Source organism: Pseudomonas sp. AC463 (genome assembly GCF_979253585.1).
In genome coordinates, this window is sequence record NZ_CEEDDZ010000040.1 from 1 (window position 1) to 15,710 (window position 15,710).

At 62.7% G+C, this 15,710-nt stretch carries 13 protein-coding genes and 1 pseudogene; 4 read left to right on the top strand and 10 right to left on the bottom strand.

Going from position 1 to position 15,710, the window contains the following annotated elements:
* Positions 1–105: 105 nt before the first annotated feature.
* The 4 genes from AC0IYH_RS28820 to AC0IYH_RS28835 all read right to left on the bottom strand — a co-directional run bounded on the left by AC0IYH_RS28820 (position 106) and on the right by AC0IYH_RS28835 (position 4,499).
* Positions 106–684 carry a DUF4174 domain-containing protein gene (locus tag AC0IYH_RS28820; RefSeq protein ID WP_471837411.1) on the bottom strand — a complete coding sequence of 193 codons (579 nt, stop codon included), beginning with the start codon at positions 682–684 and terminating at the stop codon, positions 106–108.
* Between the two features lie 164 nt (positions 685–848).
* Complete coding sequence (locus AC0IYH_RS28825; protein WP_471837413.1) at positions 849–1,481, bottom strand: glutathione S-transferase N-terminal domain-containing protein; 633 nt, start codon at positions 1,479–1,481, stop codon at positions 849–851.
* Positions 1,482–1,493: 12 nt separating this feature from the next.
* Positions 1,494–2,072, bottom strand: a complete 579-nt coding sequence (locus AC0IYH_RS28830; protein WP_116630563.1) for a GNAT family N-acetyltransferase — start codon at positions 2,070–2,072, stop codon at positions 1,494–1,496.
* A 69-nt stretch (positions 2,073–2,141) separates the two neighbouring features.
* A complete protein-coding gene (locus AC0IYH_RS28835) occupies positions 2,142–4,499 on the bottom strand; it encodes a DNA polymerase II (RefSeq protein ID WP_471837415.1) in 2,358 nt (785 codons plus the stop codon).
* A 207-nt stretch (positions 4,500–4,706) separates the two neighbouring features.
* Between AC0IYH_RS28835 and AC0IYH_RS28840 the strand changes: the two genes are divergently transcribed.
* Complete coding sequence (locus AC0IYH_RS28840; RefSeq protein WP_471837417.1) at positions 4,707–6,950, top strand: TonB-dependent receptor; 2,244 nt, start codon at positions 4,707–4,709, stop codon at positions 6,948–6,950.
* 40 nt (positions 6,951–6,990) lie between these two features.
* Here AC0IYH_RS28840 and AC0IYH_RS28845 read toward each other — a convergent pair whose 3' ends face one another.
* The 3 genes from AC0IYH_RS28845 to AC0IYH_RS28855 form a co-directional block, all read right to left on the bottom strand.
* Positions 6,991–9,393, bottom strand: a complete 2,403-nt coding sequence (locus AC0IYH_RS28845) for a TonB-dependent siderophore receptor (RefSeq protein ID WP_471837419.1) — start codon at positions 9,391–9,393, stop codon at positions 6,991–6,993.
* A 100-nt stretch (positions 9,394–9,493) separates the two neighbouring features.
* Positions 9,494–10,468: a FecR family protein gene (locus tag AC0IYH_RS28850; RefSeq protein ID WP_471837421.1), complete on the bottom strand. Its 975-nt coding sequence runs from the start codon at positions 10,466–10,468 to the stop codon at positions 9,494–9,496.
* Complete coding sequence (locus AC0IYH_RS28855; protein ID WP_471837422.1) at positions 10,465–10,977, bottom strand: sigma-70 family RNA polymerase sigma factor; 513 nt, start codon at positions 10,975–10,977, stop codon at positions 10,465–10,467. The genes AC0IYH_RS28850 and AC0IYH_RS28855 overlap by 4 nt, the downstream gene beginning before the upstream one ends.
* 149 nt (positions 10,978–11,126) lie before the next feature.
* On the opposite strand from AC0IYH_RS28855, the gene AC0IYH_RS28860 reads away from it, so the two are divergent.
* Positions 11,127–11,714 (top strand): hypothetical protein, encoded by a 588-nt coding sequence (locus tag AC0IYH_RS28860; RefSeq protein WP_116630569.1) that lies wholly within the window; start codon positions 11,127–11,129, stop codon positions 11,712–11,714.
* A gap of 39 nt (positions 11,715–11,753) precedes the next feature.
* Here AC0IYH_RS28860 and AC0IYH_RS28865 read toward each other — a convergent pair whose 3' ends face one another.
* Entirely contained in the window at positions 11,754–12,221 is a 468-nt protein-coding gene (locus AC0IYH_RS28865; RefSeq protein ID WP_116630570.1) for an SRPBCC family protein, read from the bottom strand.
* 99 nt (positions 12,222–12,320) lie between these two features.
* Here AC0IYH_RS28865 and AC0IYH_RS28870 point away from each other — a divergent pair, with 99 nt between their 5' ends.
* The gene (locus tag AC0IYH_RS28870; protein WP_471837423.1) at positions 12,321–12,722 is read left to right on the top strand and encodes a GFA family protein; all 402 of its coding nucleotides are present in this window, start codon (positions 12,321–12,323) and stop codon (positions 12,720–12,722) included.
* 1 nt (position 12,723) lies between these two features.
* On the opposite strand, the gene mrdA is transcribed toward AC0IYH_RS28870, so the two are convergent.
* Together mrdA and AC0IYH_RS28880 are read right to left on the bottom strand one after the other, a co-directional pair.
* Positions 12,724–14,616: a penicillin-binding protein 2 gene (gene mrdA, locus AC0IYH_RS28875; RefSeq protein WP_122772941.1), complete on the bottom strand. Its 1,893-nt coding sequence runs from the start codon at positions 14,614–14,616 to the stop codon at positions 12,724–12,726.
* A 159-nt stretch (positions 14,617–14,775) separates the two neighbouring features.
* A pseudogene (locus tag AC0IYH_RS28880) lies at positions 14,776–15,240 on the bottom strand (aldehyde dehydrogenase family protein); the annotation flags it as partial.
* 197 nt (positions 15,241–15,437) lie between these two features.
* On the opposite strand from AC0IYH_RS28880, the gene AC0IYH_RS28885 reads away from it, so the two are divergent.
* On the top strand, positions 15,438–15,611 hold the full coding sequence (locus AC0IYH_RS28885) for a LysR substrate-binding domain-containing protein (protein WP_471837424.1): 174 nt from the start codon (positions 15,438–15,440) through the stop codon (positions 15,609–15,611).
* Positions 15,612–15,710: the final 99 nt, after the last annotated feature.

Sequence of the window (15,710 nt, forward strand, 5' to 3'; positions counted from 1 at the left end):
AACCTGTAAACCATGTCCCCGGTTAGAAATGTAAACGATGTCCCCGGTTTGTACCGGGGCAAGCCCCCTCCCACATTGATACCGTGTTGGGGCGTACCCCACAGGTCAATCGTCCAACTGTTGCGGGGCCGGTTTGCTGCCCGGCTTGGCAGGCTTGGCCCCCTTGGCCGGCGCAGGTGCAACCGGTTCAGGTTCAGCCGCCGCAGCAGCCGCCTCCTTCTCAGCCATCGGCATCTGGTCAATCGCGCTGAAAAACTCTTTAAGGTCGAGCGTATCCGGCGGCACCGTCTTCTCGACTTTCTTCTCGCCATCCTTGCCCACCAAAATCACTTTGGTACCACTCCCGGCACCCAGCTTGAGCGCACGGATCAACGCATTGGTCTCAGGCGGCGTGAGCTTCTTGTTGTCCTTCGGATCCTTGGCGAATTTCTCGCCTTCGGCACCGATGCTGCCGAACTTCACGGTGTAGAACACCATGCTGCGCTCTTCAAAGGACTGCTTGGTGGCAGGCTCGTCCAACTGCTTTTTCAGTTCCGCCAACGTGGCGTTGCCGGAATCCAGTTCCACTACCACCAGCGGCCGGGCCTTGCCCAAGTCCTGCTTGAGCGGGTTGATATCATCAGCAGCCAACAGCGGCCCCGTAAAAGCCATCAAGGTAGCCAGGGTCAGCGACCGGATGAGCATGCGCACCTCCTTTGAATTCCATGCAGGGTTCTTGAGTTTCATGTCTGCGACAGTCAAATTCAAGGATGATTCCTACACCGCTTTAACAAAGCGTAGGTCAGGACGCCCGCTACGCAAGGGGTTGGCCGCGGCCAGCGCGATTGTTTCCGCGGATTGCGGAAACATTACGAGACCTTCCACTCCGGCCAATGCCGAGCAAATACGGGGGCCACGATGGGGTCTGCATCCACCTGCGCCAGGGTCTGCGCAAAGCCAGGCGCCAGGCCGCTCAACACGTCCCGGGCCTCATCCCAACGCGACACCGCCGCCGCCATGATGCCCAGCGCATTCGGCTCGCCCTCGGGCGCAAACAGTTGCTCGGCAAACTGATCGGCAAACACCACCCAGGCCTGATGCAGATAGCGCCGCGTGCCGCTCACCAGTTGCGCCTGCGCCGCTTCATTCGCGTTGCCCAGCCAGCGTTGCGGGTAGTCGATGATGCCGATGGCCGAGTAGCAGTTGGCGGCGATGTACACCAGGCCACGCAGGATCTCGGCGCGGTCGCCGCTCAGCAGGTGGGCGTGGGGAAACTCCAGGCCCAGGTGGATCAGGATCGCGGCACTTTCGGTCAGCACCTTGCCATCGGGGGTGACCAGGGTGGGCACTTGCTTGAGCGGGTTGATACGCGCCAGTTCGTCGCTGCCCTCCCCCTCGGCCCAGGAGGCGGCATCTACGCGGCGCCACGGCACCGCGCAACGTTGCAGGGCGATTTCGATCATGCAGGAGCCGGATTCGTCGATGCCATAGAGCGTGTACATGGGCCTTTCCTCTTAGCGTTGCAGTTTGGCCAACAGGCCGGCTTTCACCTGTGGCCATTCCGAATCGATGATGCTGAAGCGCACCGAGTTGCGCTTGCGCCCGTCGGGCATGATGCGTTCGTGGCGCACGATGCCTTCCTGCACGGCGCCCAGGCGCAGGATCGCCGCGCGGGATTTTTCGTTGAGCTCGTCGGTGGTGAATTGCACGCGCACGCAGTCCAGCACTTCAAAAGCGTAGGTCAGCAGCAACAGTTTGGCTTCGGTGTTGATCGCGGTTTTTTGCGTGGATTGCGCCAGCCAGGTGTGGCCGATTTCAAGCTTGCGATTGACCCGGTCGACCTTCCAGAACCGCGTGCTGCCCACCACCTGGCCGGTGCTTTTGCGCAGGATGGTGAACGGGATGACGCTGCCCGCATCACGCCCGGCCAGGGCGGTGGCGATGTAGGTGTCGACTGTATCCGGCCCCGGCACGTTGGTGACCTTGAGGTTCCACAGTTCGCCATCGGCGGCAGCATCCAGCAAGGCGGCCGTATGTTCGCGTTGCAGGGGCTGGAGTTCGACTGTGGTGCCGGTGAGGGTGATCTGAGTCATGGGGGCTGCGCCGTCGGCTGGTGTTCAGTGCCCAAGAGTGCAGGCTGCCGACGGCGTGAGGCAAGCGTTTTAGAACAGGCCCATTTGCCCACCGACCAGGGTGGCAAAGTCGTCATTTACAAACGGCAGAATCGCATCGGCCACCGGCTGCAATTGCCGGGTGACGTAGTGGTCGTAGTCGATAGGCGCCTGGCGCACTTCCAGCGGTTCGGGGCCATTGACGCTGATCACATAGCTGATCCAGCCACCGCGCTGGTACTGGCGCGGGCGCCCCAGGCGGTCGTTGTAGTCATCGGCCAGGCGCGCGGCGCGCACGTGCGGCGGCACGTTGCGTTCGTAGTCGTCGAGCCGGCGGCGCAGGCGCTTGCGGTAGATCAGCAGCTCATCGAGTTCACCGCTCAGGGTGCGGCGCACGTAGTCGCGGATGTAGTCCTGATGGGGCTGGCGATGGAAGATGCGCTGGTACAACTCCTGCTGGAATTGCCGGGCCAGCGGCGACCAGTCGCTGCGCACGGTTTCCAGGCCTTTGTAGACCATTTCTTCGCTGCCATCGCCGCGCACCACCAGGCCGGCGTAGCGCTTTTTGCTGCCCTCCTCCGCGCCGCGAATGGTCGGCATCAGGAACCGCGTGAAGTGGGTTTCGTATTGCAGCTCCAGGGCGCTTTGCAGGCCGAACGCCGTGTGCAGGTGCTCACGCCACCAGGCGTTGACGTGCTGCACCAGCGCGCGGCCGATGCGCCCGGCATCTTCCTGGGAATGTGCACTGCCGAGCCAGACGAAGGTGGAGTCAGTGTCGCCATAGATCACCTCGTAGCCCTGGGCTTCGACCAGCGCGCGGGTCTGGCGCATGATCTGGTGACCGCGCATCGTGATCGACGAGGCCAGCCGCGTGTCGAAGAACCGGCAGCCGCTGGAGCCGAGCACACCGTAAAAGGCGTTCATGATGATTTTCAGCGCCTGGGACAACGGCGCGTTGTGCTCGCGCTTGGCCTCTTCGCGGCCCTCGGACACCCGCGCGACGATGGCCGGCAGGCAGTGCCGGGTGCGTGAGAAACGTGCGCCGCGAAAGCCTTCTACGGAGTCGCTGTCGTCAGGGTGCTTGAGGCCTTCGATCAGGCCCACCGGGTCGATCAGGAAACTGCGGATGATCGACGGGTAGAGGCTTTTGTAGTCGAGCACCAGCACCGATTCGTAGAGGCCGGGGCGCGAGTCCATGACAAACCCGCCGGGGCTGGCCTCGGGTGGTTTGTCGCCGAGGTTCGGCGCCACAAAACCCTGGCGGTGCATCAACGGCATATACAGGTGGGTGAAGGCCGCCACCGAGCCCCCATTGCGGTCGGCCGGCAGCCCGGTGACGCTGGCGCGTTCGAGCAGGAACTTGAGTAACTCGGTCTTGGCGAAAATCCGCGTGACCAGCTCGCAGTCCTTGAGGTTGTAGCGCGCCAGGGCGGGCTTGTCCTCGGCGAACATGCGGTTGATTTCGTCCATGCGCTGGTACGGTGTGGAGATGTCCTTGCCTTCGCCGAGCAGGGTTTGCGCGACGTTTTCCAGGCTGAAGGATTCAAAGCTCCAGGTCGCCGAGCGCAGCGCTTCGATGCCGTCGATGATCAGCCGCCCCGCCGCTGCCGCGAAGTAATGATTGCGGCTGCCGTGCTCGCGCCAGGCCATGGGCTCGTCGCCACGCCCGAGCATCAGCGGCACGCCGAGGCGCTGGGCGTGTTCGTGGAGTACACGCAAGTCGAACTGCACCACGTTCCAGCCGATGATTGCGTCGGGGTCATGGGTGGCCAGCCACCCGTTGAGGCGTTCGAGCAGTTGGGCGCGGGTGTCGCAGTAGTCGAGCTTGAAGTCCACCGCCGTGGTTTTATTCGGCGGGCCGAGCATGTACACCTGGCGCTCGCCGCAGCCTTCGAGAGCGATGGAATAGAGGTCGCCCTGGGCGGTGGTCTCGATGTCCAGGGACACCAGTTTCAACGGCGGGCGGTACTCGGGCGCGGGTTTCATCTGCGCCTCACACAGCCCGCCATGGGCGTCGGGTGTGCCGCCGAACCACACCGGCGCGGTGATGAAGCGCTCCATCATGTAGCGCTCGGGCGGGCGCACGTCGCCTTCGTACACATCCACACCGGCGGCGCGCAGGCGTTTTTCCACGTCCATCAATTGGCGGTGCTGGCGGGTGTACAGGCCCAACACCGGGCGGTGATGGAAATCGCACAGTTGCAGCGGGCGCAATTCGATCTCGCGCTCGCCCTTGAGCAGCCAGTCGAGCGGCTTGCGATGGGCCTCGGGGATGAACATCACCGAGGTCTGCACGGGTAGGCGGATAAACCGTGGGCCCTGGTCGGTGGCCAGCCAGAAACTGACCTCCGTGCCCGCCGGGGTATCGCGCCAATGCCGGGTCAGGACAAAACCCTGCTGTAAATCCACCGTACCGCACCTCAGGAATCGCTTTCAGGGCGCGATTCTACTCGGCATCCGTGCAAACAAGCGCACGCCGACTGCAATCTCACAAATTTGTTGCAGAACATTAATAACAATCACTATCATTCGCGCCGGAGTCGTATCCGCGCAGCGAGGACGCGCAACGTTGTTGCCCTTTTCCTCACCATTGACGGTTCGCCGTCAGGATCGACCATGCCCACCCGTAGCCCATTCGCTGTGCCGTTTCGCCCGACCCTGCTCGCCCTTTGCTGCTCCCTGAGCCTCGCCGCTCACGCCGCAACCCCAGCCACCCCGCAGGATGCGAACAACAGTCAGGATGGCAACACGCTGGAACTGGGCGCCACCAACATCAACGCCGAGGCCCCCGCGCCGAGCGCCCTGCCCCCGGTATACGCCGGCGGCCAAGTGGCACGCGGTGGCCAACTGGGTGTGCTGGGCAACCAGGACATCATGGACGTGCCCTTCAGCATGTCTTCCTACACCGAAAAACTGATCCGCGACCAGCAGGCCGAAACCATCGGCGACGTGCTGCTCAATGATTCGTCCGTGCGCCAGGCGTCGGGCTATTCGAACCAGGCCCAGACCTTCATGATCCGTGGCCTGCCGCTGACGAGCGACGACATGTCGTTCAACGGTTTGTACGGCATCCTGCCGCGTCAGATCATGTCCACCGACGCGCTGGAGAGAGTGGAAGTGTTCAAGGGACCGAACGCCTTCATCAATGGCGTGACGCCGACCGGCTCGGGGATCGGCGGGGGCGTGAACCTGCAACCCAAGCGCGCCGACGATGTGCCGCTGCGGCGCTTCAGCACCGATATCAGCAGCGACGGCCGGGTTGGCGAGCATTTGGATATTGGCCAGCGTTTTGGCGAAGACAACCGTTTTGGCGCGCGGGTGAACCTGTCCCAGCGCGAAGGCGACACCGGCATCGACGACGAAAACCAGCGTTCCAAACTGTTTGCCGTGGGCCTGGACTACCGCGGCGATGCGTTGCGCGTGTCGAGTGACTTTGTGTACCAGAAGCAGCGCATCAATGGCGGGCGCAACTCGGTATTCCTGGGCACCGCCACCCATGTCCCGGACGCACCGTCGGCAGACACCAACTACGCGCCGAGCTGGAGCAGCACCAACCTCGAAGACACCTTGGGGATGCTGCGCGCCGAATATGACTTGAACGACAACTGGACCGCCTATGCGGCGGCCGGCGCCAAACACACGCGTGAAATGGGCCAGTACTCTTCGGTGACCCTCACCGATAACATCGGCAATGCGCTGTCGAGCCGCTCGACCATCGCCCACGAAGAAGACAACCGCAGCGCGATGGGTGGCCTGAATGGCAAGTTCCAGACCGGCGCGGTCAGCCATCGACTCAACATCGGCTTGGCCGGCATCTGGACCGAGGCGCGCAATGCCTACGTGTTCAACCCCTCGTCGAGTGCCAACCCCACCAACATCTACGACCCGGTGACCGGCGCCCCGCCGACCTTGAACAACCCTCGCAATACGCCCGGCACGGATTTCAGCGACCCGACCATTACGGGCAAGACCTTCGTGCGCAGCGTGGCGGTGTCCGACACCCTGGGCGTGTTCGATGACCGCTTGCTGGTCACCGTCGGCGCACGCCGCCAGCAATTGGTGGTACAGGGTTACAACTACATGAGCGGTACGCGCACGGCCAACTATGACGAGTCGATCACCACGCCGGTCTACGGTCTGGTGTTCAAGCCGTGGGAGCATGTGTCGCTCTATGCCAACCGCATCGAAGGGCTGGCCCAAGGCCCGACCTCCCCGGTCAACTCGGGTAACCGCACGGTCATCGGCGGTGGCCAGCCGTTTGCGCCGGCGCGCTCCAAGCAGATTGAAGCCGGTGTGAAGGTGGACATGGGTACTTACGGTGCGACGCTTGGCGTGTACCGTATCGAGCAACCCGGGGCCGGTTATGTGCAGGTCATTGATGCGACCACGGCACGCTACGTCCGTGAAGGTCAACAGATCAACAAGGGCGTGGAACTGAACGTGTTCGGCGAACCGCTCAGCGGCTTGCGTGTGCTAGGCGGCGTGACAGTGATGAAGACCGAACTCAAGGACACGCAAAACGGTGTCAACGACGGCAACCGTGCTATCGGCGTGCCTTCGTTCCAGCTCAATGCGGGCGTGGATTGGGATGTGCCCGGCCTGCAAGGCGTGAGCCTCAACGGTCGTATGCTGCGCACCGGCGGCCAGTACGCCGACGCTGCCAACAACCTGAGCCTGCCGGCCTGGAACCGCTTCGACATGGGCGCGCGCTACAACTTCAAGGTCGACCAGCGTGATGTCACCCTGGGCGCCACCTTGGAAAACGTCGCCAACGAGAAGTACTGGGAGTCGGCCCAGGGCGGTTACCTGAGCCAGGGTGAACCGCGCGTGGCCAAGTTGTCCGCGACGATCGACTTCTGATCACCTGCGGGTGGCAGCCTTCGCTGCCACCCTTCTGGCGTTACCAGTCGTAGGACACCGCCAACGACGCCGTACGCTCCTGCCCGTAATAGCAACCGAAGGCATAGTTGCACGACGACACGTAGGTGCGATCAAACAGGTTCTGCACGTTCACACTCGCCTCCGCACCTTTGAGGGTCGGGCTGACGCGACCCAGGTCGTAGCTGAGGGTGGTGTCATACACTACAAACGACGGGGTCTTGAAGGTATTGCCCGAATCGCCGTACTTCTTGCCGGTGTAACGCGCGCCGCCGCCCAGCGTCAGGCCGGCCAGCGCATTGCTGGCGAAGTGGTAATCGACCCAGGTGCTGGCGGTCCAGGGTGCCTGGGACTCGTTGCGGTTGCCCTTATCCCCGTAGTTGCTCTTGGTGTAGAACGAGTCCATGTAGGCCAACGCGCCAATCACCTCGAACTGGCCGAGCCGCGTCTTGCCCTCGAACTCGACGCCGCGTGAGCGCACCTCGCCTTCCTGCAGCTGATATTCCGGATACTCGAGGTCGCCGGTCAGCACGTTCTTCTGCTTGATCTGGTACACCGACAGCGTCAGTAACGAATGCTCGTTGGGCTGGTATTTCACCCCGGCCTCATACTGCTCGCCCTCCACCGGTTTGAACGCCCCGCCACCGCGCTGTGGCGCCTGGCTGCCGATGCTGGGGAAGAACGACTCGGCGTAACTGATGTAAGGCGCCAGGCCGAAGTCGGTGAGGTAGGTCAGGCCGATACGGCGGGTGAGCTTCTTGTCTTTGTGGCGTTCGGTGGTGTCGGCCAGCAGGTCGCGGTTCTCCACTTCGGCCCAGTCTTCACGCAGGCCGATGGTGAGGATAAAGCGGTCGAGTTTGATCTGGTCCTGGGCGTACAGGCCGGTCTGCTTGATGGTGTTGTCCCACTTGGTAGTCAGCGTCGGCTGGCCGAAGGTGTGGTAGTTGCTCGGTTTGTACAGCTCGATGATTTCCGCGTTGTACAGGTTGTAGCCCTGGTACTTGCGGGTGAACTCGCGGTAATCGACGCCGCCGAGCAGAGTGTGCTCCAGGGCGCCGGTGGCGAACTTGAATTGCAGGTTGTTATCGATGGTGTAGGCCGAGTTGTGCTGGCGCCAGTCGAGCTTGGTGCGCGTGGCGCGGGTGTCGTCGATGCTGTTGTCCGGGAGCGTGACGAAGCGGTTCAGGTAGAAACCTTTGTAGCGGTCATTGACGTCGGTGTAGCGCGCCGTCGAACGGTATTCGAGGTTGTCGCTGAAGGCATGGGTGAAGTCGTAGCCGAACACCTGCTGGTCGCGGATGTAGTCGTTCCAGTCCGAGTCGCCGAGGAAGGTGTCGCGGTCGATATGCCGGCCCTGGGAGTTGCGATACAGCGTGCCGATGGCAGGCAGCGCCTGGTAGTCGGCGAGTGACTTGTCGCGTTGCAGTTGGGCGTACACCGTCAGCGCGGTGTCGTCGGTGGGCGCCCAGGTCAGGCTGGGGGCGAGCAAGGTGCGGCTGTCGGTGGCGTGGTCGACCATCTCGTTGCCGTCGCGGGCCAGGGCGATCAGGCGGTAGCTCAAGGTTTTGGCTTCGTCGAGCGGGCCGCTGAAATCCAGCGCGCCGTTGACCCGGTCATAGCTGCCGATGCCGAATTTGACCTGGTGCCGCGCCTCGGTGGTCGGGCGTTTGGACACCATGTTGATCATCCCGCCCGGTTGGTTCTGCCCATACAGTACCGACGCCGGGCCTTTGAGCACTTCGATGCGTTCCAGGGTGTAGGGGTCGATCTGCGGCGCGCCGCCCAGGCTGCCGGCGTACGGCAGGTAGGCGCCGTCGAGGTACAGCAGGGTCGGGGCGAAACCACGGCTGGCGACCTCATCGGCGATGGTGTTGCGGTCGGTGTAGCCGTTGGTGTCGATGCCCGGCGTGTAGCGCAGGGCCTGGGTGAGGTTGCGCGCGCCCTGCACCGCGACCTGGTCGGCGGTGACCACGTTGACGGTTTGCGGGATCTCCAGAATCGGCGTATCGGTCTTGGTCGCCGTGCCGCTGCGGGTGGCGACGTAACCATCCACCGGGCCCCAGGCATTTTCCGTGGCCAGCCCGGTCACGGTGGTGGGCCCCAGGTTCAGCGCGCTGCCTTCGGGCAGCAGGTACAGGCTCCAGGTGCCGTTGTCGGTGGTGATCAGGCCCAAACCGCTGCCGGCCAGCGCCTGCTGTACCGCCTGCTCGGGGGTAAGTTGGCCCTGCACGGCGGCCGCCCGACGCCCTTGCAGCAAGGCCGGGGTTACCGACAGCGTGCGCCCGCTGTCGCGAGACAAACGGCTGAGGGTGTCGCCCAGCGCGGCGGCCGGCAGGTCGAAATACTGGGTAGTGCTCTCGGCCATTGCGGGTTGGCCGAAAACAGCCAGGGTGATGGCCAGCGTCAGCAGGCAGGGACGGATCATCAAGGGTGCCATAGGGAGTGGATTCTCGTTGTCAGGTTGGCGTTCTCTAACCCTGACTCGCGAGACGGACGATCCCCTCACGGCAAGTGAAAATAAGCGCTTATTGCACGTCGATCAGCGTCAACCATGGGCCATAGCTGCGGATCCGCAGCGGAAATGTCTGGGCCAGGGATTGCAGGGTGTGCTCGGCATCATCCAGTGGATACACGCCGTATACACGCAGTGCGGCCGCTTGCGGGCTGACGCGCAGCACGCCGCGGCGATACGGCCGCAAGGCGTCGATCAGCAGGCCGAGCGGCTCGTCGCGGATATCCACCCGCCCGTCGCGCCACTCCACCCGCGCGGCGGCCGACATCGGCGCCGGCCGCACCAGGCTCTCGCTGAACCAAGCCGCCTGCCCTGCTTCCACACGCTGCTGGCTGCCGCCCTGGGTGGTGACTTGCACACTGTGCAGTTGCACCGAGGTCAGGCTGCCGGCCGCCTCCTGGCTGACCATGAATTGCGTACCCAGGGCCTGCACCTCGCCTTGGGCGGTGGTGATCACAAACGGCCTGCCCGCGTCGCCGGCCACCTCGACAAACACCTGGCCTTCACGCAGGTGCACGACACGGCGTTGCGCGGTGAACCGAATATCCACCGAGCTGCGCGCGTTGAGGCTCAGGCGACTGCCATCGGCCAGCTCGAAGGTTTTGCGCTCGCCGGTGGCGGTACGCCGGTCGGCCCACAAGCCGTTGAGCGGCTGGGTGCGATCGAGTATCGCCGCGCCACTGACGCCAAACAGCACCAGCGCCAGGCTGCCGCGCAATACGCTGCGACGCGAGACGGTATCGGGGGTCATCAACGCCTTGGACGCCGCGCGCAGTTGGCCAGGGCTGCGGATCTCGACCTGCTGAAGATCGGCAAGCGGTTCCTGCAGCAGGCTACCCACCCGATGCCAGGCCGCCCCATGCTGAGGGCTGGCGCGCAACCAGGCTTCGAAGGCCTGGCGCAGGGCCGGATTGTCGCCTGCGGCGTCCAGGCGCAGCAGCCAGTCGACGGCTTCGCGGGTAGTGGCGTCCACCTTGGGTTGGGTCATGTCAGGTCCGCCGACTCGGCCAGGCAGTGCAGGAACGCCCTGCGTAAATCACGCTCCACCGTGGCCAGCGAGACATTCAGTTGTTGCGCGATCATCGGCTGGGTCAGGCCTTCAAGGCGGCTGAGGATAAAGATCTGGCGTACCCGCGCCGGCAGGCCGTTGAGCAGGCGGTCGATGCTCTCCAGCGCCTCGCGCACCAGGGCCAGGTCTTCCTCCGAAGGGCTGTAACACTCCGGCAGCAACGCCAGGCTGTCGAGGTAGCTTTGCTCCAGGCGCTTGCGTCGCCAGAAGCTGAACAGCAAGCGGCGCGCAACCGTACTGAGAAAGGCCCGGGGTTCTTCAAGCTGCGTGAGCTGGCGAGCGTCGAGCACACGGATGAACGTGTCCTGGGTCAGGTCTGCCGCATCCTGGGGGCATTTCAACTGACGATACAACCACGCACGCAACCATCGATGGTTGTCGTCGTAGAGGGTGGCCAACAGAGCCTTGGGATCAGTGTGTGAGGACACGCAAGCTGCCAGACGTTAATGATAATTCATCTCATTATCTGCGCATGCTCTGGCACATTGCAATCGCTAAAACACACGACCTGCCGCGCATTTGTGTATCTGCGACCCTCCACTAGACTCAGGACTCCGCTCACATGGAAGTCCCTTAAATGAAAATAGCTCGCCCTCTTCGCCAGGCCATTGCCCTCGCCACACTGCTGGCCGCAGGCAACCTCAGCGCCTTGGCTGCCGATATTCCGCTGTCCAAAACCCTCGAAGCCGATGAAGTCACCACCAAGGTGCTGGCCGTGGATGCCGCCAAGCACCAGGTGGTGCTCCAGGGCGCCCAAGGTGGCCAGGTGCATGTGCAACTCACCGATGCCGCCAAGGACTTGGGCAACCTTAAGGTTGGCGACCAGGTCAAGGTGCTGACCACCCATTCGGTCGCCGCCGTACTGGACACCGACGTGGACAAAGGCGCGCCGGATGCCAGCGAAAAAACCGGCGTGATCCGCGCCACCGCCGATAATCCCAACCCCGGTGGCGCAGCCTTTCGCCAGGTGCAGGTGCAACTGAAGATCACCCATATCGACTTGAAGAAAAACCAGGTCACCCTGGAGAACCCGGCCGGCGTGAGCAAAGTGCTGAACGTGGAGAAACCGGAAATCCAGGCCGGGCTCAAAACCCTCAAGGTAGGCCAGAGCGTGTTGGTGACCTTTACCGACACCCTGGAAATCACCACCGCCCACGAAGGCTGACGGCAGAGCAGCGGGCATCAATGCTGATGCCCGTTTGGGTCAGGCCTGGCGTGCGTGGTTCAGGTAAGTTTCGATGTTGCCCATTTGCTCGTCCCAGCCACGCGAGTTCATTTTGAAGGCCTTTTGGCGGCGCGCCTCGGGCACTGCGTCGAAGCCGGACTCGACCACCCGCAGCAGAATGCCCGGCGCGCGGTCCTCGATGGTGAATTCCACCAGTGTGGGGGTTTCCTGATCGTAATCGACGCCCTTTTCGACCGCGAAGGGATGCCACCAGAAAGAGAACAGCGTTTGCGGCAGGATACGTTCGATTTTGGCCTTCCAGACCACATGCTCGTAACCCGGATACGTAATGGGCGCCTCGATGGTTTGCCCCGTTTCAAAGGTTTTGCCCTTGAGGGCGATCCCGAACCAGTTGCCGAATTGCTCGGCGTTGGTGAGTGCTTCCCAGACCTGTTTACGTGAAGCGTGCAGCAGGACTTTGCGTTCTATGCGATCTAATACGTGCATAAGTCACCTCCTCCATTGACAGTAGGCGACATCGAACAATGCGCAACCTCAGGTTGTAAGCAATGATGATGCCCCCCTTCCCTTGCCCGGCAATACGTTATGACTGACCCACTGAATGGAAGTTGCTTGTGCAAAGGTGTGCGCTATCAGGTCGACCGCCTCGACATGCCCATCAGCCACTGCCACTGCGACAGCTGCCGCAAGGCGCATGCCGCCGCGTTTGTGGCTACCGCCGGGGTGATGCGCGAGCATTTTCGCTGGACGCTGGGCGAGGAGCTGCTGGCGTCCTTCGAATCTTCGCCGGGCAAGCTCAGGCATTTCTGCTCGCGCTGTGGCTCACATCTGATGGCCGAGCGCGGGTACCAGCCCCATGTGATCGTGCGGGTGGCGACGCTGGATGACGATCCCGGCGTACGGCCCACCGCGCACATCTGGACGTCCCACGCGGTGGCCTGGCTTGCGTATGCAGATGTAGAGCAGTGGGACGAGTGGCAGGCCTGACTCAGACGCGCGGATCACCCGGCGCCTTGGCTGGCGTCGCGTATTGCGGCTTCAGGTGGCCTTCCTGGTCGAGCAGCCAGGCGTCCATGATCTGGCGCACCACCGGGCCCGCCACGCGGCCACCGGCCTCGCCGTTTTCGATCATCACCGAAATCACGATTTTAGGGTGTTCGGCCGGTGCGAAGCCGACAAACAAGGCGTTGTCACGGTGGCGTTCCAAGGTCTTCTCGCGGTTGTAGCGCTCGCCCTGCTTGATCGCCACCACTTGCGCAGTACCGCTCTTGCCGGCAATGCGGTATTGCGCGCCTTGTGCGGCGGCCCGGGCGATACCGCGCGGGTCGTGCATCACCAGTTGCATACCGTGGTTGACTTGCTCCCAGTCACGCTGGTCCTTAAGGACCACGTTGGGCATCGGGTTCTCGTCTACCGGCGCTACGCCATTGATGGTCTTGGCCAGGTGCGGGCGGTTCCACACGCCCTTGTTGGCGATCAACGCCGTCGCCTGGGCCAATTGCAGCGGGGTGACCTGCATATAGCCCTGGCCGATGCCGAGGATCACGGTTTCGCCCGGGAACCACGGCTGGCGGCGGGTTGCGCGCTTCCAGGCCTGGGATGGCATCAGGCCGGCTGACTCTTCGAACATGTCCAGGGAGACTTTCTGGCCCAGGCCGAACTCCGCCAGGTAGTCGTGCAGGCGGTCGATGCCGAGCTTGTGGGCCAGGTCGTAAAAGTAGGTATCGTTGGAGCGCATGATGGCGGCGTCCATGTCCACCCAGCCGTCGCCGCTGTGGTTCCAGTTGCGGTATTTGTGGTCAAAATCGGGGAGTTGGTAATAACCGGGGTCGAACACCCGGGTTTGCGCGGTGACCACACCACTGTCGAGGCCGGCGATCGCCACTTCCGGTTTGATGGTCGAGCCCGGCGCGTAGAGCCCCCTGAGAACACGGTTGAACAGCGGTCGGTCGATGGAGTCGTGCAGCGCGGCGTATTCCTTGAAGCTGATGCCGGTGACGAACAGGTTCGGGTCGAAACTCGGCTTGCTGACCATGGCCAGCACTTCGCCGGTTTGCGGGTCGAGGGCTACCACCGAACCACGGCGGTCGCCCAAAGCTTCTTCCGCCGCTTCCTGGAGGTGGACGTCGAGGCTCAGGACGATATTTTTGCCGGGGATCGGGTCGGTGTGCTTGAGCACGCGCAATACGCGGCCCTGGGCGTTGGTCTCGACCTCCTCATAGCCTACGTGGCCATGCAGCTCGGATTCGTAGAAACGCTCGATCCCGGTTTTGCCGATGGACTGCGTGCCACGGTATTCCACCGAATCGAGGGCCTTGGACTCCTTCTCGTTGATCCGCCCCACATACCCGATGGAATGCGCAAAGTGCGCGCCCAGCGGGTAATGCCGAACGAACTGCGGTTCTACGTCTACCCCAGGCAGGCGGAACTCGTTCACGGCCAGCACGGCGATCTGCTCTTCGGTCAGCTCGTAAAACAGCGTCACCGGCACGAACGGATGGCGCGCCTGTTTCAACGCCTTGTCGAACACAGCGCGGTCTTCGGCGGGCAGGTGCAACAGATTGACGATGGCGTCCAACTCGCCCTTGAGGTCGGTGGTGCGCTCGCGGGTGATGGTCAGGTTGTAGCTGGGGCGGTTGTCTGCCAGCACCACGCCATTGCGGTCATATATCAACCCGCGCGTCGGGGTAATCGGCAGTACGTGGACCCGGTTGTTTTCAGAAATCGTGGAGTGGTAGTCGTACTGCACCACCTGCAGGAAATACATGCGCCCTACCAGGGCACAGGTGATGCCGATCACCAGCAGTGCGCAGGCGAGAAGGCGCTTGTTGACCAGGCGGTTTTCTTTTTCGTGATCCTTGATCGGTATCGGTTCAGGCATTTCTACAGCATCTCGTTGAAGAAGGTCGACGCCGCGTCCTGCGGATAAAGATCAATCCTTGTGAAAATGTGCTGCACCATACCAAAAATGCAGAAACACTTTGCATCGATTTCCCCCAACGGCATGCTCACGGCCGTTTTTCGTCAGGAGAGGATGGCTCGGCGCCAGAAAAGCCTGCAGGCCGAAGGTGCCATATTCACGGCCGATCCCCGATTGCTTGAAGCCGCCAAGGGGCGCACAAGGTTCGTGGGCCAGGGTATTGATCAACACGCGGCCGGCATCGATGCGGCTGGCCAGCGCGCGGGCCCGCTGGGGGTTGGACGACAGAATGTTAGCTTGAAGGCCGTAGGGTGTGTCGTTGGCGATGGCCAGCGCTTGCGCCTCATCCTGGTAGGTAATGAACGACAGCACGGGGCCGAAAATCTCTTCGCGAGCGATGCTCATTTGATTGGTCACACGGCTGAATACCGTGGGCTTGGCGAACCACCCGGCCTCGAGACCTTCAGGCAGGCCAGGACCGCCGGCCAAAAGCTGAGCGCCTTCCTCCATACCCCGCTGGATGTAGCCCTGAACCCGGTGCCATTGCTTGAGGCTGACCATGGGGCCGACGCTGGTGTTTGGATCAAGGCTTGGATGCGGGCATTCGCTTGGGCGACAGCATCCCGCAAGACATGATCGCCATTGATATCAGCCCCAGGCAGCGTTTTGCTGTGTTGGGCAGCCCAGGCTATTTTGCTGACCGCCCTGCCCCGCTGAGCCCTTTGGATTTGAGCACCCACGATTATGCTTGAAGCAGCCCGGGCCGGGGTTGGGCTGGGCTGGTGTATCTGACGGAATGGAACGCAGCCGCAGATTTGGCAGCGGGCACCTTGGTACATGTGCTGAAAGAATGGACACCGCCGTTTGAAAAGCTGCGCCTCTATTACCCTGGGAGGCGTCATGTGCCGGCGGCGTTGAGGGCATTGATCGAGTTGATCAAGGAAGAAATTTTTTAAGAGGGCAAGTCTTGCTGTTCTGCTTTTCGACCGCCCAAAACAAAACCCCATCTGCTTTCGCAAATGGGGTTTCGGAATTTAATCTTGACGATGACCTAC